17 protein-coding genes and 1 tRNA gene are annotated in these 20,164 nt (G+C 61.4%); 7 read left to right on the forward strand and 11 right to left on the reverse strand.

Features of this window, described 5'->3' with window-relative positions; genetic code table 11:
- Positions 1–14: 14 nt before the first annotated feature.
- Positions 15–605, reverse strand: a complete 591-nt coding sequence (locus tag K0V07_RS07650; protein ID WP_220623940.1) for a TetR/AcrR family transcriptional regulator — start codon at positions 603–605, stop codon at positions 15–17.
- A gap of 212 nt (positions 606–817) precedes the next feature.
- Between K0V07_RS07650 and K0V07_RS07655 the strand changes: the two genes are divergently transcribed.
- A complete protein-coding gene (locus K0V07_RS07655) occupies positions 818–3,073 on the forward strand; it encodes a hypothetical protein (protein ID WP_220623941.1) in 2,256 nt (751 codons plus the stop codon).
- A gap of 176 nt (positions 3,074–3,249) precedes the next feature.
- Here the strand turns inward: K0V07_RS07655 and K0V07_RS07660 are convergent, their stop codons facing one another.
- Positions 3,250–3,708, reverse strand: coding sequence for an acetolactate synthase (locus tag K0V07_RS07660; protein WP_220623942.1), 459 nt, complete (start codon positions 3,706–3,708; stop codon positions 3,250–3,252).
- A gap of 85 nt (positions 3,709–3,793) precedes the next feature.
- On the opposite strand from K0V07_RS07660, the gene mgrA reads away from it, so the two are divergent.
- The gene (mgrA, locus tag K0V07_RS07665) at positions 3,794–4,783 is read left to right on the forward strand and encodes an L-glyceraldehyde 3-phosphate reductase (protein WP_220623943.1); all 990 of its coding nucleotides are present in this window, start codon (positions 3,794–3,796) and stop codon (positions 4,781–4,783) included.
- 68 nt (positions 4,784–4,851) lie between these two features.
- Positions 4,852–5,637 (forward strand): endonuclease/exonuclease/phosphatase family protein, encoded by a 786-nt coding sequence (locus tag K0V07_RS07670; RefSeq protein WP_220623944.1) that lies wholly within the window; start codon positions 4,852–4,854, stop codon positions 5,635–5,637.
- A gap of 163 nt (positions 5,638–5,800) precedes the next feature.
- On the opposite strand, the gene K0V07_RS07675 is transcribed toward K0V07_RS07670, so the two are convergent.
- Positions 5,801–6,574, reverse strand: coding sequence for a hypothetical protein (locus tag K0V07_RS07675; RefSeq protein ID WP_220623945.1), 774 nt, complete (start codon positions 6,572–6,574; stop codon positions 5,801–5,803).
- A gap of 185 nt (positions 6,575–6,759) precedes the next feature.
- Here K0V07_RS07675 and K0V07_RS07680 point away from each other — a divergent pair, with 185 nt between their 5' ends.
- Together K0V07_RS07680 and K0V07_RS07685 are read left to right on the forward strand one after the other, a co-directional pair.
- Positions 6,760–7,836, forward strand: a complete 1,077-nt coding sequence (locus K0V07_RS07680; RefSeq protein ID WP_220623946.1) for a quinone-dependent dihydroorotate dehydrogenase — start codon at positions 6,760–6,762, stop codon at positions 7,834–7,836.
- Positions 7,837–8,184: 348 nt separating this feature from the next.
- Entirely contained in the window at positions 8,185–9,825 is a 1,641-nt protein-coding gene (locus K0V07_RS07685) for a fumarate hydratase (protein ID WP_220623947.1), read from the forward strand.
- 291 nt (positions 9,826–10,116) lie between these two features.
- Here K0V07_RS07685 and K0V07_RS07690 read toward each other — a convergent pair.
- Positions 10,117–10,201 (reverse strand) — tRNA-Leu (locus K0V07_RS07690).
- 289 nt (positions 10,202–10,490) lie between these two features.
- Between K0V07_RS07690 and K0V07_RS07695 the strand changes: the two genes are divergently transcribed.
- Positions 10,491–12,317, forward strand: coding sequence for a hypothetical protein (locus K0V07_RS07695; RefSeq protein ID WP_220623948.1), 1,827 nt, complete (start codon positions 10,491–10,493; stop codon positions 12,315–12,317).
- A gap of 88 nt (positions 12,318–12,405) precedes the next feature.
- Here the strand turns inward: K0V07_RS07695 and tsaE are convergent, their stop codons facing one another.
- The 7 genes from tsaE to K0V07_RS07730 form a co-directional block, all read right to left on the reverse strand.
- On the reverse strand, positions 12,406–12,861 hold the full coding sequence (gene tsaE, locus K0V07_RS07700) for a tRNA (adenosine(37)-N6)-threonylcarbamoyltransferase complex ATPase subunit type 1 TsaE (RefSeq protein ID WP_220623949.1): 456 nt from the start codon (positions 12,859–12,861) through the stop codon (positions 12,406–12,408).
- Positions 12,858–13,796, reverse strand: coding sequence for a thiamine-phosphate kinase (locus K0V07_RS07705; RefSeq protein ID WP_220623950.1), 939 nt, complete (start codon positions 13,794–13,796; stop codon positions 12,858–12,860). The genes tsaE and K0V07_RS07705 overlap by 4 nt, the downstream gene beginning before the upstream one ends.
- A 38-nt stretch (positions 13,797–13,834) precedes the next feature.
- Entirely contained in the window at positions 13,835–14,686 is an 852-nt protein-coding gene (locus K0V07_RS07710; RefSeq protein WP_220623951.1) for a CPBP family intramembrane glutamic endopeptidase, read from the reverse strand.
- A gap of 12 nt (positions 14,687–14,698) precedes the next feature.
- Entirely contained in the window at positions 14,699–15,976 is a 1,278-nt protein-coding gene (locus K0V07_RS07715) for a dihydroorotase (RefSeq protein ID WP_220623952.1), read from the reverse strand.
- Positions 15,973–16,926 carry an aspartate carbamoyltransferase catalytic subunit gene (locus tag K0V07_RS07720; protein ID WP_220623953.1) on the reverse strand — a complete coding sequence of 318 codons (954 nt, stop codon included), beginning with the start codon at positions 16,924–16,926 and terminating at the stop codon, positions 15,973–15,975. The genes K0V07_RS07715 and K0V07_RS07720 overlap by 4 nt, the downstream gene beginning before the upstream one ends.
- Entirely contained in the window at positions 16,923–17,459 is a 537-nt protein-coding gene (gene pyrR / locus K0V07_RS07725; RefSeq protein WP_220623954.1) for a bifunctional pyr operon transcriptional regulator/uracil phosphoribosyltransferase PyrR, read from the reverse strand. The genes K0V07_RS07720 and pyrR overlap by 4 nt, the downstream gene beginning before the upstream one ends.
- 64 nt (positions 17,460–17,523) lie before the next feature.
- Entirely contained in the window at positions 17,524–18,528 is a 1,005-nt protein-coding gene (locus tag K0V07_RS07730) for a site-2 protease family protein (RefSeq protein ID WP_220623955.1), read from the reverse strand.
- Positions 18,529–18,591: 63 nt separating this feature from the next.
- On the opposite strand from K0V07_RS07730, the gene K0V07_RS07735 reads away from it, so the two are divergent.
- Positions 18,592–20,130, forward strand: a complete 1,539-nt coding sequence (locus tag K0V07_RS07735; protein WP_220623956.1) for a sigma-54 dependent transcriptional regulator — start codon at positions 18,592–18,594, stop codon at positions 20,128–20,130.
- The last annotated feature ends 34 nt before the right edge of the window (positions 20,131–20,164 follow it).

The following is a 20,164-nucleotide window of genomic DNA, read 5'->3' on the forward strand; positions in this document are numbered from 1 at the left end:
GAAGTCCTGCCAGCTTAGAGCAGATTGGTGGGGAGGTCTTCCTCTTCCGGCTCGGGGGGGGCGGTTTGCAGGGCCTTTTCGCGGGCCTCGGTGGGCACGCTGGGCGCGTAGGCGAAGCTCTTGAGTGCGATCAGGACATCTTCGTCGGGCACGCTATCTTCAAGGACCGGTCGCAGACAGCTCAGGAAGGCGCGCCCGGCCTCGTCGCCGGGATGGGCGAACTCCTCGACTTCGCGCCAGAAGTGTTGGCGCTGCTCATCGATGGCCCGCGTAAGCGGATTGGTGGTATTCGTACGCCAGGAGAGCAGGGCACGCGTGAGCGGGCGTGAGCGCAAGGCCTTGCGGTAGGCGTCGACAAAGGCTTCCAGGCTGCCGGTGTCGTCCTCGGGAAAGAGAGTCGCGGCGGCAGGAAAGAACTCGGTATGGGTGGCGATGTGGGCAAGCAGCCCATCGAGGCCCTGAAAATAGCGGTAGATGAGGACCTTGTCCACGCCGGAGCGGGTTGCGACCAGGTTGATCCCGAAGCTGTTGAAGCCGTCTTTGACGATCAGGTCCACCGCGGCCTGTACGATACGGTCTTCGGTCTGGGCGCGGTTTCGCTTCATGGGGTGTTCATATAAGGGGTCGGCTGTGAGACTGTCAAACGCAAGTATGAGCGAGAAGCGTGCCTGTCTTCCGGAAGTGGTATCAAAGCGGCGGATTTTGTTTTAATTTTCATAAAACCTTGTCAGTCATCGCTACTGCCGTATCTAGTGAAAGGCAGTACGTGACCGAGGATTTGTCAAAAGCAACCCCAGGAGCCCCCACGGCGAAGTCTGTGCGCTATTTCCGTGCCGGTGGCTTTAACCAGCTCTATCTGGAGACGGTGGAGGATCTGAAGGTCCTTGCTGATCTGGACCAGACGCTATGGGTCGCCTCCAGCTGCCCCACGACCGGGCTCGATCTGGAAGAGGCCACCCTGAAGCTGATGGATACCGACGGGGACGGGCGCATTCGTGTGCCGGAGATTCTCACGGCTGTCCACTGGACGCTCGATGTGCTGAAGGATCCCTCCAGCCTGCCCGAAGGACGTGACTGGCTCTCGCTGGACCAGCTCAATCAGGACAATGACGCCGGAGCACGCCTGTACGAGGCCGTGCGGCGAATCCTGCGCAACCTCGAGCGCTACGATGACACGAAGATCGCCCTCGCCGATGCGCTGAACCGAAAGGGCATCTTTGCCGTGGCCAAGAGTAATGGCGACGGTGTGATCCCGGTGGCGGCGGCGGATGGACCGGTTGTGGCGCAGGTCATTCAGGACATCCTCAATACGGTCGGAGGTGCCACGGATCGCAGTGGCGAGACGGGGATCACCGCTGCCGGTGTAAACACCTTTTACACGGCCCTGCAGTCCTATGTGGACTGGTGGGCGAATGCTCACCCTGCCATGCGCAACCAGCTCCTCGCAGAGGGGACCGAGCCCGCTGATTTACCGGAGCTGGACGCCACGATCTTCCCGTTGGGTGACCAGACGGCAGCGGCATCGGCTGCCGTGGAGGCCATTGCCGCGAAGATCGAAGACTACTTCGAAAACTGCGAAGTAGCGGCCTTTGATGCGCAGGCGGTGAACTTTTTCAACTTTTCAGACCGCGACCTGGGGCAGCTCGGTGGCCGGACAAAGGCTGAAGTCGAGGAGATGCTGCAAAAGCTGCCGCTGGCACGCGTTCAGGCGGATCAGCCGCTACCGCTGGCCGAGGGGGTAAACCCGTACTATGCCTCTGCGCTGACTGCGCTTAACCAGGCGGCGATTGCCCCCGTCCTCGGAGAGGAAAAAACCGTCCTCATGCGTGAGGAGTGGAGCCGCCTGCGGGCGACCTTTGCGCCCTACCGGGCCTGGATAGCCGCCAAAGCCGGTGGTGAGGTGGAGAAGCTCGGCCTGCCGCGGATCTTGGAGCTGCTGCGCGAAAACATGCGCCCCGCCCTCGACGTCCTGATAAAGGTGGACGAAGCCATCGCGGCTGAAATCCTCGCCGTGGATGAGGTCGAGAAGCTCCTGCGCTACCACCGTGATCTTTTCCGGCTGTTGAAAAACTACGTGTCCATGCCCGAGTTTTTCGATACGGACAGCCGTGCGGTCTTCCAGATGGGCAAGCTGATCATCGACGGGTGCGCACTGAGTCTGTGCGTGGATGTCGAGGACATGAACAAACATGCGCTCATCGCCGAGAAGTCCGGCATCTTTTTGGTTTACTGCGAACTTACCCGCAAGGACCAGCCCGCCAAAAAACTGATCTGCGCCGCAGTGACCTACCGCAGCGTCGGGCGCATCACGGTCGGCAAGAACGCGGTCTTCTACGACCGTTTCGGGAAAGACTGGGACGCGCGTGTCGTCAAGGTGATCAGCAACCCGATCAGCCTGCGCGAGGCCGCGCTGTCGCCCTTCAAAAAGATCGGGGCGTTGATCAGTACGCAGATGGATAAGCTGGCGTCCTCTCGTGAAAAAGCGATTGAGACAAACGTCACTCAGGGGTTTTCCAACGTCGACAAGTCGCTGGCCTCCGGATCGGGGGCCAAGCCCGCGACAACGCCCGACAAGCCCAGTGGCGGGCTCGGTGTCGGCGGTATGCTGGCCGGTGGTGGTGTGGCCCTGGCCGCGTTGACCTCGTCCTTTGCCTTTATCGCGCAGACTTTTCAGAAGGTGAACAACCTTCAGATCCTGTACACGGCGATTGTGATCATGCTGTGTATCATGCTGCCCTCGATGCTTGTCGGTTATTTCAAGTTGCGTTCACGGGACATCGGCATGGTGCTGGAGGCTTGCGGCTGGGCCATTAACGGCCGGATGCGGATCAACCTGCGCCTGGCCCGCCAGTTGATGCAGGTGGGGCGCTTCTCGAAGCTCTCCCAGCGCACCTACCCGGACTACGCCCAGAAGCGCGGCGGCGTCTGGCGTGTGGTGCTGTGGCTATGGTTCTTCGGGCTGGCTGTGACGCTGGGCACTTACCTGTATCGCACCTACTGGATGAAGCCGAAGCCCGAGCCGGTACCTGTCGTGCAGGAGGTGGAGGCGGCGCCCGCGAGCGAGCCCAAGTAGCGTTTAGGTACTCGTGTACCGTTGGCTTAGTTCTTTAAATAATGAACTGGCCACAAAAAGGCACAAAATGCGCCATCGATGTCAGAACCGCTCTGCGCCTTTGCGTCTCTGCGGTGAAATATTTTCGCGAAGAATATAGCTAACACCATACTAGGGGTGCAGGACTCTGTCCTGCCTCAGCGGGCGATGTCGGTGTGGCAGAGGACGCGGATGCCGCTTTGGGTGAGGACTTCGGCAGCCAGGTCGTTATCCTCCAGACGCATGACCAGCCCGCTTTTACCGCCGGGGCGGGTCAGCATGGGGTAGGCGTAGTGGATGTTGATCTCGGCCTGTACGAGGGCACAGGTGACCCGCTTCAGGTCTTTCTCGGTATTGATCTCGGCCACCACGACCTCGTTGAGCGAAAAGGCGAAGCCCTGCTCGTGGAAGAAGGCGTTCGCCTGATCCCAGTAATCGACGATGATGCGGATGATGACATTGTCGGTCGTGTCGACCGAGGTCACCGACATGATGTGGATGTCGTGCGAAGCGAGCATCATGATGATGTCGTTCAAACGGCCCACTTTATTGTCCGCGAAAATGGAAAATTGCCGGACCGCTTCGCGGCCGGGGTTCTGAATCGTTTCAGACGGCATGAGTGCTTAATGTAACGCAGTTTGCGCAAATTGACAGTTAAAAAGCGGCTTGCGCTCGCGGGGGGCATACAGCCAATCTCATGCCATGAGCTATCGCCCCGCTGACAACCGCTACGAAAAAACGCCCTACGTCCGCTGCGGGCGCTCAGGCCTGAAGCTGCCAGAGATTTCACTGGGGCTGTGGCACAACTTCGGGGGCGTGGATGTGGAGGAAAATGCCCGGGCCATGATCCTGCACAGTTTCGACCAGGGGATCACGCACTTCGACCTGGCGAACAACTACGGGCCGCCTCCCGGCTCGGCTGAGGAGACCTTTGGGCGTGTGCTCAAGCGGGATCTGCTCCCCTGGCGTGACGAGTTGATCATCTCGACCAAGGCCGGCTACCACATGTGGAAAGGCCCTTACGGCGAGTGGGGATCACGCAAATACATGCTCAGCAGCCTGGACCAGAGTCTTGAGCGCATGGGGCTGGACTACGTGGACATCTTTTACTCACACCGCCCGGACCCGGACACGCCGCTGGAGGAGACGGTCGGGGCGCTGGCCACCGCCGTGCAGAGTGGGCGGGCGCTCTACGTCGGGATTTCCAACTACGACGCGACCCGCACACGGGAGGCTTCGCGCCTGCTGCGCGAGTGGAAAATCCCCTGCCTGATCCATCAGCCGCGCTACAACATGTTTGACCGCTGGATCGAGCCCGAGCTGTGCCCGGCATTGAGCGAGGAGGGGATCGGCTGTATCGTTTTCAGCCCGCTGGCGCAGGGAATGCTGACCGGACGCTATCTGGATGGGCTGCCGGAGGACTCCCGCGCGGTCAAGTCCCATGGATTTCTCAAGGAAGCCGCTGTCCGCGAGCAATTGCCCAAGATCAAAGCCCTCAATGAGGTGGCCCAAGCCCGTGGTCAGACCCTGGCGCAGCTCGCCATTGCCTGGGTGCTGCGTCTGCCCGAGGTGACCTCCGCCCTGATCGGGGCCAGCCGTGTCGCGCAGATCGACGATTGTCTGGCCGCGCTCGACGCCCCGGCTTTCAGTGATGAGGAGCTGGCCAAGATCGAGACGATTCTGGCGGAGTAGGGGGCTTCGTACGCCTTTAACCGTATGGCAGGGTTGCGCCCTCTCGAAGATGCTATATAAAGACTGACGTGGGACAAACGCTCAAACTCCTGACCTTTAACATCGCGCACGGGCGCGGCCTCTCGCTCTACCAGGGGTTTCACTCGGAGAAGGCGATCCGGCGTAACCTGTCGCGGATTGCCGGGCTGCTGAGTGAGAGTGGCGCGGACATTGTCGCCCTGCAGGAGGTGGACGAGCGGTCGCACTGGAACAAAAACCTCAACCTCGCCCGGCTGATTCAGGAGGAGGCGGGCTATGGGCATGCGCAGATCGGCGTCAACAACCGGCGTGCCGGGGGCAAGCCACTGGCCTACGGTAACGCCATCCTTTCGCGCCACCCGGTGCATTTCTGGGAGAACAACCCCTTTGGCAGTGCTACGCTCGGGGAGAAGGGCTTCCTGTACGCCGAGGTGGACGTGGGTGGGCACCATGTACCGTTGATCAACCTGCATCTGGACTTCCGCTCGCGCAAACGGCGCATCTGGCAGGTCGAGCGTGTGGTGCAGTACATGCGCCAGCGACCTTGCCCACGCAGTGGGGAGGGCGTGGTCGCGCCGATTATTTGCGGCGATTTCAATAGCCGTTCCTCGCCGGACGGGGACGCGGTCAACCACCTCTTTCAGACTGTGCTGGCCCATGGTGACTACCGGCTCTATCCGACCGATGCGAAGACCTTCCCGACCTACTGGCCGCGCAAGGCGATCGATTTTGTCTTTGTGCCGGAGCCGTACCGGGTTGTGCAGGAGAGCGTCCCCAAGTCCTACCTGTCGGACCACTTGCCCGTGCTGGTCGAGCTTGAGATGCCGGGACGATAGGCCAGGACCTGCGATCCTCCGGATCACTTGGACATTTTCAGGGGAAAATGCCGGTGGTGAGCGCTTTGCTTCCATGGGAACGTGAGGCCACATCAAGCGTTCGCATGAAAAAACCGCCTCCGGGTCGGGAAGCGGTTTTGAAAAGCAAAGCGTGGTTCAGGACTTACTTGCGGCGGCGTGAGCGAGGTTCTTCTTCCTCCTCTTCATCGTCATCGCTGTAGTCGTCGTCATCACTGTCGGAGTCGCCGTTTTCATCGTCTTCGTCCTCCTCGTCTTCGTCCTCGTCCCACTTCATGGTTTCGTCTTCTTCGATCTTTTCATCGTCGTCGACGTCCGGGAAGTCTTCCTCGATTTCGTCCTCGGGGTTCTTTTCCTCGGCTTCGTCGTCCTCGAGCTCGGCTTCATAGCCAGCGGGGACGTATTCGAGGATGGAGTTGAGCTCGACAAAGACGTGGATGGCGCGGCCTTCCATGAAGTCGGCGTTCTGCTCCTCGCGGATTTCCTCCTCCAGCTCCTCGATGGTGAGCTTCTGCTCGAAGTCGATGGTGTCGTTGAGCAGCTTCACACGCAGGCGCGTGATGTGGTCGAGGAAGTCGGCGTAGGGGCCTTTTTCCTCGTCGATGATGTCTGCCAGGGCGAAGAGCATGTCCTCGCTCTCCAGGAGCGAATCATTGACGCGGACGAGGCGGAGGCGGTTGTCGTCGAGTTTCTTGTCGATCTTGAACTTGTAAAAGGCCGACTCGAGGACTTCCGGCTGAAAATCGTAGTCGCGCAGCGGCTCGATCTGATCGATGACGTGCGAGACCTGGCGGGGGTCGATGATGCTCAGCCCGTCCACGTCCCAGTGGACGTCGTCGCTGATTTCTTCAACCCACCAGTTGAGGTCTTCACCGAGGCGGACGATGCACCATTCCAATACCGAAGATGTTTTTGCCATATGTGCGATTGGGGATGTTCGAAAATAAAGGTTTGTCAAGGGAGGGCAAAAGGTGTGTGCATTTTCCTCCGTTAGTTTGTTGAATGCACCAGCTTTGAAAGTTTTTTAAGCGCTATTCCAAGGGAAAAATGTAATTTTTTTGCCATACGCCATAACTCGGCGCTGGCAGCCTGAACTTTAGATATATGGGAGACCTGTACGAACACGTCGTCCGCCCCGTCCTTTTCAAGACTGACGCGGAAAGCGCCCACGAACGCTCGATCAGCTGGCTGAAGCTGCTGATGCGGGCTCGTCCGTTGGCAAATCTCATGGCGGCCTACAACCGCCCTGGCAAGAATCGCCCCGTGAAATGCTTCGGGCTGACCTTCCCGAACCCGGTGGGGCTGGCCGCAGGCTACGACAAGAATGCCACGGTCTGGCCGGTCATGCCGGCTCTGGGCTTCGGCTTCGTCGAGGTGGGCACCGTCACCTGGCACGAGCAGCCCGGCAACCAGCGTCCGCGTATCTTCCGCCTGATCAAGGACGAGGCCGTGATCAACCGCATGGGCTTCAACAATGACGGCGCCAAGGCCGTGGCCGAGCGTCTGGCCCGCTCCGGCGAGTTTAAGCGCCGCAAGATCCCCCTGGGGATGAATATCGGCAAGAGCAAGATCGCCAGCCTGGAGCAGGCCCCTGAGGATTACCTGAACTCTTACCACGCCTTGGCCGACTTCGCCGACTACTTTACCATCAACGTCAGCAGCCCGAACACGCCCCAGCTGCGTGAACTCCAAGCCAAGGCCCGGCTGCGTGACCTGCTCTCGACCCTCCTGCAGGCTGACGCCGAGCGCGCCCGCAAGCTTGGAGTGGCCCGTCTGCCTTTCCTCGTAAAGATCGCTCCCGACCTGACCTACCGTCAGGTGGACGATGTGCTGGAAACGGTTCAGGACCTGGGAATGGCTGGCGTAGTCGCCACCAACACCATGGTTGAGCGCCCCGAAGGCATTGACGATGGCGGTGAGAGTGGTGGCCTCAGCGGCCGCCCCATTCACACTCGCTCGGTGCAGATGGTGAACTACATCCACCGCTCGACCGGCGGTAAGCTGCCCATCATCGGCGTGGGAGGCATCATGGATGCCCGTAGCGCCGGGCAGATGCTGGACGCAGGAGCCAGCCTCGTGCAGGTCTACACCGGCATGATCTATCGCGGTCCCTTCTTCGCTCGCGACATCGTGCAGGCCCTCCAGTGGAACAACGCCGAGTGGGTTGGTGCCCGCGCCTAGGCGGGTTGCACCCGCTGGCACTCCGGCTGGAGCAGCATACATGGGGCTCTGCCCCATCGCTCGCTAGGGCTCGCTGCCCCGGTGCGTGACCGCACAGGAAAATGAGTGACTGTGCGCCCCCAAGCGCTGCGGTAGATACGTTGGACCTGCATTTGTTCAGCGAGTCTGTGGCGATAGAAATCTCGCCATGGCATTTTCTCCTGAAAATGCCATCCAGATGCGAAGCATCTAGGGTCCAGGGCCGCGCCCTGGGGATTTTGGTGTTGCAAGGGTGGGAGATTATTAGCTTTTCTACTTGGATGCTGCCGGGCGTATCCGGTGGCTTAATGACTGTACCGACTACTGGCCATGCCGACACCGCAATTCGCCTACCAAGACACCTTCCCGCTGGGGAAGGACGACACTCAGTACCGCCTCCTGTCCAAGGAAGGCGTCTCCACCGCCGAGTTTGAGGGTAAGAAGGTCCTCAAGGTGAGCCCGGAGGCCCTGACTTTCCTGGCTCGCGAGGCTTTCAAGGACATCGCTTTCCATCTGCGCCCGGCGCACCTCAAGCAGGTTTCCGCCATCCTCGACGACCCCGAGGCGAGCGAAAACGACCGCATGGTGGCGCTGACCATGCTCCGCAACGCCGAAGTGGCCGCGCACGGCATCCTGCCTTTCTGTCAGGACACCGGCACCGCTACCGTGGTGGGCAAGAAGGGCCAGCAGATCTGGACCGAGGGTGACGACGCCGAGGCCATCTCGCGCGGCGTGTACGAGACCTACACGCAGGAAAATCTGCGCTACTCGCAGACGGTGGCGCTCGACATGTACAAGGAGAAGAACACCGGCTGCAACCTGCCGGCGCAGATCGACCTGTACGCCACCAAGGGCGACGCCTACAAGTTCCTCTTTGTCGCCAAGGGCGGCGGCTCGGCCAACAAGACCTACCTTTATCAGGAAACCAAGGCCCTCCTGAACCCGAAGAGCCTGGAAAAGTTCTGCATCGAGAAGATGGCCAGCCTCGGTACTGCGGCCTGCCCGCCGTACCACCTGGCCTTCGTCATCGGCGGCACCTCCGCCGAGACTTGCCTGAAGACGGTCAAGCTCGCCTCCACCAAGTACCTCGACTCCCTCCCGACTGAGGGCAACGACGGTGGCCAGGCCTTCCGCGACGTGGAGATGGAAAAGCTCCTGCTCAAGCGCGCTCAGGAGCTGGGCATCGGCGCTCAGTTCGGCGGTAAGTACTTCGCGCTGGACGTGCGGGTGGTTCGCCTGCCGCGCCACGGGGCTTCCTGCCCGGTGGGCATCGGCGTCTCCTGCTCGGCTGACCGCAACGTCAAGGCCAAGATCGACGCGGACGGCATCTGGCTCGAACAGCTTGAAAACGACCCGGCCCAGTACATCCCCGAGGAGTACCGCCAGCTGGGTGAGGACAAGGATGCGGTCAAGATCGACCTCAACCGCCCGATGCCCGACATCCTGGCTGAGCTGACCAAGTACCCGGTGACGACCCGCCTGTCGCTCTCCGGCACGATCGTGGTCGCCCGCGACATCGCCCACGCCAAGCTCAAGGAGCGCATCGACGCCGGTGAGGGACTGCCCGAGTACATCAAGAAGCACCCCGTCTACTACGCTGGCCCTGCCAAGACCCCCGAAGGCTACGCCTCCGGCTCATTTGGGCCGACCACGGCAGGCCGTATGGACAGCTACGTTGGGCTTTTCCAGGAAAACGGTGGCTCCATGGTGATGATTGCCAAGGGCAACCGCAGTCAGCAGGTGACGGATGCCTGCCAGAAGTTTGGCGGTTTCTACCTCGGCTCCATCGGTGGCCCGGCTGCTCTGCTGGCCAAGGAGAACATCAAGAAGGTCGAGCTGCTCGAATACCCGGAACTGGGTATGGAAGCCATCTGGAAGATCGAAGTGGAAGACTTCCCGGCCTTCATCCTCGTGGACGATAAGGGCAACGACTTCTTCAAGCAGATCCAGGGCTGCAACGTCTGCCACTAAGGCAGCGAGAGGCCCCTCCAGAGCCGTCTGAGCACGGTTCTGATCCTATTTACAACGCCTCGGCCAATCCGGCCGGGGCGTTTTTGTGTCTAGTGGGGGAGGGTGGCGCGAGTGGCGGTTGCGTGACTGAAAAGTGACTGTTGGTAAACGCCAAAACACCGCAATAACCCGCAAAAACCGCATTGTGCGCGCTGAGCGCCTTTGTCTAAGAAATACCAGCACACGCGCATAACCTTCTGGATATAAGCACTTAGAACGAAAAAAAAGCCCGCAAATGCGGGCTTTTAAAAGTGGTGCTCAGGATGGGACTCGAACCCATACACCTCTCGGCACCGCCCCCTCAAGACGGCGTGTCTACCAATTCCACCACCTGAGCAGATCGTGTGAAATGAAGCAGAAAGAGAAAACGTGTTGCGGGAGCCTGCGCAACAAAAAACTTCATCTGTTTTCTGATTTCGTTCCAGCAAGGGTGCTTCGATGGTATGAAAAACGCTTTGAAAAGGCCAAATCACCTTATTCCATGGGCACATCTTCCCTATAAAGCTTATTGCCATGGGTCCGTTTTTCCTCCTAGTGTGCGGTCTTTCGCTTGGAAACCCGACCCCATTGCCTGGACGGTAAACGCTACAAAACTTTTTCCTCTTCACATTCTCTGCTGCGGTAACATGGCTGGAACATCACAATCCGGTAAGGATGCGGACAACCCCTCCGCTATTGACTTAAGCGAACTGCAGGACCTCAGTTTGGGGCCTGACTGGACGAGCGGTAAGTCCATCACGACGCATACGCGGGACCGTGGTCGTAATGACCGTGGCCCTGCTGGCAAGCGTGGGGGACCTCCCTCCGCGCGCCGTGACCGCCGCCCGGCGCGTCCTCCCCGCGAAGGAGGCTCACGCGATGAGCGCGCCTCGCGCGACCAGCGTGGCGGGGGCAACCGTCGCCGTGACCGCCGTGAGGAAGCCGCCCCGCAGGAGGAGTACCAGCCGATCGTGGAGGTGCTTTTCTATCCCGAGGATATTCCTTTCAAGGCCCTGTGCCACGCGATCAAGACCTCTTGCCGCACCTACGAACTTTTTGAGCTGGCCCGCCTGATCCTGAGCAAGCCCGAGCGCTATGTGACGGTGATGAAGCCGCTGCCCGGTATGCCCGGCTCGATCGAGCGCTTTGTGGTTTCCGTGCCAGACGGTCTGCCGTTCGAGTCCGAGGAGGCCGCGCTGAGCCACGTGATGGAGCAGCATCTGGATCGCTTTTTCACCACTGAAGAGGTTGAGATCGACCCGCCCAAGGGCTCGTTCCAGATCGTCAATCGCTGCGGGGTGACCGGTGAGCTGTTGGGACCCCCCAACTACCACCGCTATCAGGCCCTGCTGGCTGAGCACCATGCCCGCCGCCTGCCGAATATGCCGTTTGAGCGTTTTCAGCAGAAGATCGAGGCGGTCAAGGAGCAGGAGGTCATCGATGCATGGCTGAAGAAAATGTCCTGCGTGACCCGCTTCAAGGTCATCTCCCCGCGTGAGGGTGAGCCTGAGGCTCTGGATGGGGTCGAGGCCGCAAAGCATTTCCTGCTGGCCAAGCGCCGCAGCGAGGTCGTCCGCGACTCCGAGCAGGTACGCCTCTCCGGCAAGCTTGTGGAAAAGCTCCCCGATGGCCCGATCGCCCGCTCGGTCAAGGCTGTGCACGAGCGTCAGCTGCGCTTCCCGCTGGATACGGCGAATAACCTGCGCGGCCGCCTGCGCCGGATGAACTTCACCATCTACAAGCGTGGCGCCAAGGGCGTTTCCTACGTCTGCGCGGTGAAGCGTGCCTTCCGTGAGCAGGGCAGTAACTTCTCCGAGTCCATTCAGGAACTGATCGATTTTATCGAGAACCACCAGAACATCAACGTCTCGGCACTGCCGGAGGCGTTCCTGGGGATCTCGCTCGACAAGACGGGGCCGCAGCCCCTGCCGCCTGAAAAGGCCCCGGCCATCGAAAAGGTGCCCGAGGAAGAGGCTGCGAAGATCGTCGAGGCTCATGAAAAGAGCCGTCTGGCTGAGCAGGAAGAAGAAGCCTCCGCCGAATCAGAAACTCCCGCTGCCGAGCCCGCCCCCGCTGCCGAGAAGAAAGCATTGAGCGCCGAGGATAAGCAGCTCCAGCAGCTTTTTGCCGATTTGCGTTGGCTGGTCGGTGAGGGCTACGTGACCGAGTTTGGCGACGGGAAGCTCTTCGCCAATCCGCCGGTGGCCGCTCCTGCTCCCAAGGCTGAGAAGCCTGCTCCGACCTCTGACGAGAAAGCGACTGAAGCCGCCTCCGAAGAAAAGCCTGCCGAGCCTGTAGCTGAGACCGCTGCCCCTGAAGCACCCGCTGCCAAGGAAGCCCCGGTAGAGGCTGCTGCCGAATCTGAGAGCCCGAAGTCCGAGGATGCTGAGTCTGTTGCGCCTGCGGCAGAGGTATCTGAGACCGAAGCTCCGTCGGAAGACCAGTCTGGCGAGGAAGATAAGCCCAAAGCCTGATCACTGACTCGGACGCTTGATCGCTCTGTGACTCTCTACCCGCCAGGGGGAGGTTTTCCCGTCGCCCATTTTCGGGCGGTGTCTGGGATTACGTCCCCGTGCTTTCGAGCCGGACGGTGCGTACGCTGCCGCTCTCGAAGCTGAAGCGCAGCCGCCAGGCTTTACGGAGCCAGTAGGGCTCGAAGCGCTCGGGCCACTCGACGGCGAGCAGCCAGGGGGACTCAAGCAGATCCTCAAGCATCAACCCATCGGCGTCACCGCTCTGCTCCAGCCGGTAGGCATCCAGATGGATGAGCTGGCGCGTGCCGCGGTAGAGATTGTAGATGTTGTAGGTCGGGCTGGTGACGGGGCGCGTGATGCCGAGTCCTCCGGCCAAGCCGCTGATAAAGGTGGTCTTACCGGTGCCCAGGTCACCGTAGAGGGCAAGCACGGTGTCTGCTGGTAAAAGCCCCGCCAGCTCGCTGCCCAGCTCGCGAGTCTCATCGCTGCTCTCACTGCGGACGCCTGCGCGGAGTCTCTCCAGAAATGCCGTGTCCATGCTCATTGGCCACTCAGGTGCTGATAGCCTCCATTCGGAAAAAGGGGCTTATCGGTCGCGTCGTCGATCATGTGGCCGGCGTCGTCGATGGAGTCGGCTTCCGCTACACGGCCGATCAGGCTCAGGGATAGTTCGAAGTCTTTTTTCCACGCCTCCATGAGGGGGGCTAGGTCCGTCTGCCCATCCAGGATGGTCAGCAGCTCATAGTCTTCTCCGTCGCAGCAGGCATGCTCCAGGGCGCTGAGGCCATCCTGCTCCGAGCGGGCATGAGCTGCGGCATCGATAGGGACAGAGGAAATGTCCAGCCGGGCACAGATGTCCGGATGCAGCATCGCGGTCAGGTCCTTGGCCAGGCCATCGGTAAGGTCCATCATCGCCTTGACCTCCGGGCGCGCGGCCAGCCACAGGCCTTCGTTCAGGCGAGGGACAAAGGCTGCGTGTTTACCCAGCAGGCTGCCGCCGAGACTTCCGGTGACGGCGACATGGTCGCCGGGAGCGGCTCCGTGGCGAACCACCGGCCGCTCCGCCTCGCCGTAAAGGGTCAACGTCGCCGAGAAGCTACGGCCGTCGGTCGCGCTGATGTCACCCCCGACAATCTGGGTTTTGTAGGTCAGGGCGCAGACCTTCAGGCCGTTGAAAAACCGTTCCAGCCAGTTGAGCGAAACGTTGGGCGAAAGAATGAGCGAGACAACGGCGCTCACGGGGCGTCCACCCATGGCCGCGATGTCGCTGAGGTTGCGCTTGAGGAGCTTGGCGCCCGTCTGCTCCGGGGGCAGGCTATCGTCGAAGTGCCGCCCATAGACGACCGGGTCCACCGTTAGCAGCGGGCTGCCATGGGGCTGGGGTAGGACGGCGCAGTCGTCGCCCATACCGGCAGGAGGGGGCGGAGAGGCTGTGCCGAGCCAGCCGTTGATACACCGGATCAGAGCCCTTTCCCCCATACTGCCTACACATTGGACGGAACTATGGCTGAAAGGTGTCATACAGGATTCGATTGGAGGATTTCAGGAGCGATCGCGAAGACCAGAAGGGTGTTCAGGTTGAAACAGGCATGCAGGGCGATGGGGACCAGGATCGAGCCAGAGCGTTCGTAGGAGCGCCCCAACAGCATCGCCAGTAAGAACAACGGCACGAATTGCAGCAGATTAAAGTGCATGAGGGCAAACACCAAGGAGCTCAATGTCAGCGCGACCAGCGGATGCAGGCGTCCCTTGAGGAAGCGGTAGAGCGCGCCGCGGAAGATCAGCTCCTCGACCACCGGGGCGATGATACCGGCCATGAGGACGACCAGCAGCCATTCGACGGGGCCGTCGAGCTTGCCCAACTGCTCAACCAGTGCCTGGTACGGGATTTGAGCAATCCACCCCAGATCCCGCAACCATGAGAGGATATGCCGCCAGATCAGACCCGTAAAGGTCAGCAGGGGTATCGCGGCCATGAAGTAGAACGCACCCGTACGCAGAGCGGTAGTGGTACGCAGGCGGGCCGGGTTCAGCATCAGGGAGAATCCCTGGCTGTGCCGCATCGCTACCGCGAACAGCCCGAAGACGCCGACCTGTGCGGCCAGAAACTGGAAGACCGTCCCGTACGGCCACCGCGCTTGCTCACCCGCGAGCGAGGTAAATATCCGGTAGCCGATGTCTTGCCCCACCGCCTGGATGGCGAAGATGCCCAGAAAGAACGCGACGAACTCAAAGATGCGGATCCGCCAGGGCTCCAGCCCGTAGCCCTTGGTGCGCAGGTTGCGCTGGATGTCCAGCCCCAGGCAGATGCAGCCACCGACCAGCAGCAGCAGCGAGTAGGTGCTGGCAATGAGTTCGGGGGTCAACATGCCCTCGGTCAATTAATTCAGGACGTTGCGCCCGTTGACAAAGGTGGCCTTGACCTTGCCGTGCAGGGTCTGGCCGAGCCAGGGCGAGTTGTGAGAGAGGCTTTGCAGGTTCTCCGCCGTGACGGTCCATGACGTCTCCGTGTCAAAAACGGTGATGTCCGCGTCCGCACCCTCGGAGAGCGTGCCTTTGGGCAGACCGATGACCTTGGCGGCCTTGTGCGTGAGGAAGCTGATGAGCTGCGGCAGACTGCAGTGGCCGGTCTTCACGAGGGTTTCCAGGCAGACCGAGAGCGCCGTCTCCAGGCCATTCATGCCGAAGGGCGCGTAGTCGAACTCGCGGTCCTTTTCCATCTCGGTATGCGGGGCATGCGCGGTGGCGATACAGTCGATCGTGCCGTCGCAGAGGGCTTCGATCAGGGCCTGGCGGTCCTCTTCGCTGCGCAGGGGCGGTACGGTCTTCAGATGGGTGTTGTAGTCCTTCAGGGCGGCGTCGGTGAGGGAAAGGTGCTGGGGGGTGACCTCAGCGCTGACGGGGATGCCCCGCTCCTTGGCGCGGCGGATGACGTCCACGCTGTAGGCAGAGGAAACCTGCTGGATGTGGATGCGCGCTCCGGAGTGGTGCGAGAGGATAACGTCGCGGCCGACCATGATGTCCTCGGCGGCGCGGGGCATACCGCGCATGCCCAGACGCAGGGACCACTTGCCCTCGTGCATGACGCTCTTATCCGTCATGGCGGCGTCCTCGCAGTGGTCCAGCACGACGAGCCCAAACATCGCTGCGTACTCGAGTGCGCGGCGCATGATCTCGTTGTTCTGGATGCAGTGGCCGCCGTCGGTCACGGCAACAACCCCGGCCTCCTTGAGGGAGCCGGTGGGGGCGAGCTTCTTACCCTCGCGCCCGGCTGTCAGGCAGCCGGTGGGGAATACGTTGACGACGGCATCGCGCTCAATGCGCTCGTTGATAAACTGGATGGTCCCGGCGTTGTCGGCAGGGGGCTTGGTGTTGGGCATGCAGACGATGCTGGTGTAGCCCCCGGCGGCAGCGGCGCGGGTGCCCGAGGCAATCGTCTCCTTGTGGCTGTCGCCGGGCTCGCGCAGGTGCACGTGCAGGTCCACAAAACCGGGGCTCACGATCATGCCTTTGGCGTCGAATACGGTGGCATTCTTGCGCTCGTCATCCGTTAGGGAGGCGGCGATTTTACCGTCGCGCACATAGAGATCGCCGGTTTCGTCGCGGTTGTTGGCGGGGTCGATGATGCGCCCGCCGCTGATGCAAAGGATTTCGCTCATTGGGCCGTGGAAAGAGACTGGGTGGAGGCGCACAGGTAGAGGGCGGCCATGCGGACGGCGATGCCGTTGGTGACCTGGTCGAGGATGACGGAGCGGCTGGAGTCGGCCAGATCAGAGTCCAGCTCGACGCCGCGGTTGATCGGTCCGGGGTGCATGATGATGGCCTCGGGCTTCAGCCAGGCGGCGCGGCGCTTGTTCAGGCCAAACATGCTCGTGTACTCGCCGAGGGAGGGGAAATGGGTGGAGGTCTGGCGCTCGTGCTGAATGCGCAGCAGCATGACGGCGTCCGCCCCGTCCAGGGCTTTTTTAAGGTCATGGCAGACGGTGACGCCCATTTCCTCAAACCCGTGGGGCACGAGGGTGGAGGGGCCGGCCAGGGTGACATGTGCGCCGAGCTTTTGCAGGCACCAGATGTTGGAGCGAGCCACACGGCTGAAGAGGATGTCCCCGAGGATGGTGATGCGCTTCCCGGTCAGGTCGGGGCCGATCTTTTCCCGCAGGGTGTAGGCATCGAGCAGGGCCTGGGTTGGGTGCTCATGGGCACCGTCACCGGCGTTGACGACGGGGATGTCGATAATCTCGCTCAGGTACTTGGCCGATCCGGCGGCCGAGTGCCGCATGATGATCATGTCCGCGCTCAGGGCCTGAATGTTTCGGGCCGTGTCGCGCAGGGTCTCCCCCTTGACGAGGCTGCTGGCATCCCCGGTGACGGTGATGACATCCGCGGACAGGCGGGTGGCGGCGATTTCAAAGGCCAGCCGCGTGCGCGTGCTGGGCTCCATGAACAGGTTAACGACGGTTACCCCCCTGAGGGAAGGTAGCTTTTTGACTGAACGGCCAAGGGTCGATTTGAAGTTCTCGGCAGTGGCAAAAAGAATGTCGAGCTCTTCGCGGGAAAGATCCTCGATCGCGATCAGGTCTTTACGGGTCCAGGCGGGCAAAGGCGTCATGCTTGCAGAATTTCCACAGTGTCAAGCGACGGGTTTTCGGTGTCCAGTTTAACTTTCACTTTTTGCGCAGGGTCGGTGTCCAGCGGGAGTCCGGTGAAGTCCGGCTGCACGGGCAGGCGGCGTCCGCCTCGGTCGCACAGGACGGCCAGATAGACACGGGCCGGGCGACCGAGGTCAAATACCTCATTGAGGGCGGCGCGAACGGTGCGCCCGGAGTGGATGACATCGTCGGCCAGCACGACAGTCGCCCCCTCGATGGGGAAGGGCAGGTCGGTGCGGTCCTTGACGCTTGGGATCGGGTTGCTGCGGATGTCGTCGCGGTGAAAGGTGACGTTGACGCTTCCGACAGGTACCTCGTACCCGAGCTTGGCCGAGAGCGCGGTAGAAAGCTTGTGAGCGAAGGGGATGCCGCCGTTGGCGATACCGATTAGGGCCAGATTTTTGACTGGGCCGGCAGCCTCGGCAATCTCCGCGCCCATGCGTTCGAGGGCCTCGCTGATACGTGCGGCCTCAATCGTGGTTTGGGTCTTCATGCAATCGGGAGAGATTACGCCTCTTGTCTCACGTTGCGCAATGGCATTTTAAGACCCGAGCTCATCAGTGTTGCGGAGGCAGAACCGGCGGCTGGGGAGGCGTGTTGGGGCCGCTGTAGGCCTGACCGTGGGCGCTGCTTCTGAACTGGCGGCGGGTGTGGGCGATGTGCAGCGCCCGATCAAAGAAGGCCGTCCGGACGGCTCCGACAAAGGAGTCCCCCTCGAAGACCGGGTAGAGGCGGTCGGCCTGGGACTTGAACAGCGGAGCGTAGAACTCCAGCGGCCAGACGGTTTGCAGGACGGGGGTGGTGCCGAGCAGCGGCTCAACTTCCTCCCAGCGGGCGGGCAGGGTGACGTCCGCGATGGTCAGCCCGGCGTAGGATTCGACCGTGCGCAGCTGGCGAAACTCCATTTCCCCGCCGATGATAATGAACGCGAAAAGCGCCACTGTCAGCGGGCTGTGCAGGTAAAAGGCCGCCCCGGCTATGGCGAGAATCCCGAGCACCTTACCCGTGTGGACCGCGATTTTGGTCGCTGTCAGGTAGTCGTAGCGCATGGCCAGCAGCGCTCGCAGCACGCGCCCGCCGTCCATCGGAAAGATGGGCAGCAAGTTAAACAGGCCCATGATGATGTTCCAGGCTATGAGCATGGTCAGGATCTCCAGCGGATGCAGGCTGAAGGGGTTGTAGCTGAAATAGCTCGGTACGCCCAACACCGCGAACAGTGCGCCCGCGATGAGGAAGTTGACCAGCGGCCCGGCAGCCGTGATGATCAGCTCCTTGCGGGGCTCACGCGGGATGTGGCTAAACTGCGCCATGCCCCCGATGGGCAGCAGTAAAATGCGGGGGATGCGTACGCCGTAGCGCCGCGCAGCCAGGCAGTGCCCGTACTCGTGCATGAGTACGGAGGTGAAAATGAGCGCCGTAAAGATCATGCCGCCGGCGATTCCGGCCGGTCCGGCCTCCTGATAGCCCCACATGGCGACGAGCCCCAGTAGCAGCGCGAAGCTCGCATGCACCTCCACCTGGATGCCAAAGAGACGAAACAACTTGATTGACCACCTACGCATGTCCGCTAGAGCATGTATCTTTACCCCGGCCTCATCGGGCACGGGTGTAATAGTTATTATTCCATGAGCAAAAAAAGTCCAGTCGTTCTGGTTATTGATGACGATACCGAGATCCGCTACTCGCTGGAGCGCATCCTCTCGGCCCGCCAGTACCAGGTCGTTACCGCCGACAGCGGGGAAGAGGGCCTGAAGGTCGCCAAGGAGGTGAACCCGGTGGTCATCCTGCTGGATAACCGCATGGGCGGGATGAGCGGGATCGAGACCCTCCAGCACCTGCGCCACACCAGCCCGCAGGCCATGGTCATCCTGATGACCGCCTTTGGGACAGCGCAGACCGCGATCGAGGCGATGAAGTTCGGGGCCTTCGACTACATCATCAAACCCTTTGACGTGAAAAAGATCCTCGGCCTCGTCGAGAAGGCCGTTTCGGCCTACGAGGATTCGCACCAGGAAAAGGAAGGCGTAGCCCCCGTCCTGAACTCCGAGGACTACAAGGAGGGCATCGTTGGCTCCTCCGAGCCGATGCAGGAGGTGCTGAAGATCATCGGCCAGGTCGCCGCCAGTGATGCTACTGTCATGATCACTGGTGAGAGCGGGACCGGTAAGGAACTGGTCGCCCGCTGCATCTACCAGCACAGCCACCGCAACGGTAAGGCCTTTATCGCCGTCAACTGTGCGGCCATCCCCGAGAATCTGATCGAGAGCGAGCTGTTCGGGCACGAGAAGGGCTCCTTCACCGGGGCCACCGGCCAGCGCAAGGGCAAGTTCGAGCTTTGCGACGGGGGAACGATCTTTCTGGATGAAATCGGGGACATGTCGCCCCCGACACAGACCAAGATCCTCCGCGCCCTTCAGGAGGGTGAGATCCAGCGCGTCGGCGGGACCGATACGATCAAGGTCGATGTGCGCCTGATTGCCGCCACCAACAAGGATCTGGAGCACATGGTTTCCGAGAACACTTTCCGTGAAGACCTCTACTACCGGTTGAATGTCTTCCGCATCCGCCTGCCCAGCCTGCGCGAGCGGCTGGAGGACATCCCGATGCTGGTCGAGTACATGCTCCAGAAGCTGGTCAAAGACCGCAAGGCGCGCGTCAGCCGTGTTTCCACGGATGCGCTGGCCATTCTCCAGGCCCACAACTGGCCCGGTAATGTCCGCGAGCTGGAGAACGTGATGTTCCGCAGCGCGGTCATCGCACAGGGCGACACGATCCTGCGTAAGGACCTGCCGACGGAGATCGTATCCGCCGTCGGGGATAAGGTGAAGCTTGCCGCGGTGCCATCCGAGGATGCTCCCGCTGAAGAGATCGAGGTCCGTGAGCCGGATCAGCCAGAGGCAATGGGAGCGCCCGCCGCCGTGCAGGAGCCGACCACGATCATTGCCGATACGCCTCCTCCGCCCAGCCCGGACGAAGCCTTTGATCTGGCCTTTGCGACCGCGCTGGAGCGCAACGACACAAATGTGCTCGTCGAGGTCGAAAAGGAAGTCATCCGCCGCGCCCTGTCGCATACGGGTGGTAACCAGGCCAAGGCCGCCAGCATCCTCGGCATCACCCGTGCGACTCTAAAGAAGCGCATGGACCAGTACGACATCACGGTCTGAGCCAGGGAGAGCCCTGCTGACCACCCATATCTTT

The organism is Ruficoccus sp. ZRK36, from assembly GCF_019603315.1.
In the GTDB taxonomy this organism is placed as follows: domain Bacteria; phylum Verrucomicrobiota; class Verrucomicrobiia; order Opitutales; family Cerasicoccaceae; genus Ruficoccus.

Coding starts and splice junctions, on each gene's coding strand:
- K0V07_RS07695 (WP_220623948.1), top strand. CDS start 10,491: ATGGCTGGAACATCACAATCCGGTAAGGATGCGGACAACCCCTCCGCT.
- K0V07_RS07680 (WP_220623946.1), top strand. CDS start 6,760: ATGGGAGACCTGTACGAACACGTCGTCCGCCCCGTCCTTTTCAAGACT.
- K0V07_RS07735 (WP_220623956.1), top strand. CDS start 18,592: ATGAGCAAAAAAAGTCCAGTCGTTCTGGTTATTGATGACGATACCGAG.
- K0V07_RS07660 (WP_220623942.1), bottom strand. CDS start 3,708: ATGCCGTCTGAAACGATTCAGAACCCCGGCCGCGAAGCGGTCCGGCAA.
- K0V07_RS07650 (WP_220623940.1), bottom strand. CDS start 605: ATGAAGCGAAACCGCGCCCAGACCGAAGACCGTATCGTACAGGCCGCG.
- pyrR (WP_220623954.1), bottom strand. CDS start 17,459: ATGAAGACCCAAACCACGATTGAGGCCGCACGTATCAGCGAGGCCCTC.
- K0V07_RS07685 (WP_220623947.1), top strand. CDS start 8,185: ATGCCGACACCGCAATTCGCCTACCAAGACACCTTCCCGCTGGGGAAG.
- K0V07_RS07705 (WP_220623950.1), bottom strand. CDS start 13,796: ATGGGGGAAAGGGCTCTGATCCGGTGTATCAACGGCTGGCTCGGCACA.
- K0V07_RS07730 (WP_220623955.1), bottom strand. CDS start 18,528: ATGCGTAGGTGGTCAATCAAGTTGTTTCGTCTCTTTGGCATCCAGGTG.
- K0V07_RS07720 (WP_220623953.1), bottom strand. CDS start 16,926: ATGACGCCTTTGCCCGCCTGGACCCGTAAAGACCTGATCGCGATCGAG.
- K0V07_RS07710 (WP_220623951.1), bottom strand. CDS start 14,686: ATGTTGACCCCCGAACTCATTGCCAGCACCTACTCGCTGCTGCTGCTG.
- mgrA (WP_220623943.1), top strand. CDS start 3,794: ATGAGCTATCGCCCCGCTGACAACCGCTACGAAAAAACGCCCTACGTC.
- K0V07_RS07715 (WP_220623952.1), bottom strand. CDS start 15,976: ATGAGCGAAATCCTTTGCATCAGCGGCGGGCGCATCATCGACCCCGCC.
- K0V07_RS07675 (WP_220623945.1), bottom strand. CDS start 6,574: ATGGCAAAAACATCTTCGGTATTGGAATGGTGCATCGTCCGCCTCGGT.
- tsaE (WP_220623949.1), bottom strand. CDS start 12,861: ATGAGCATGGACACGGCATTTCTGGAGAGACTCCGCGCAGGCGTCCGC.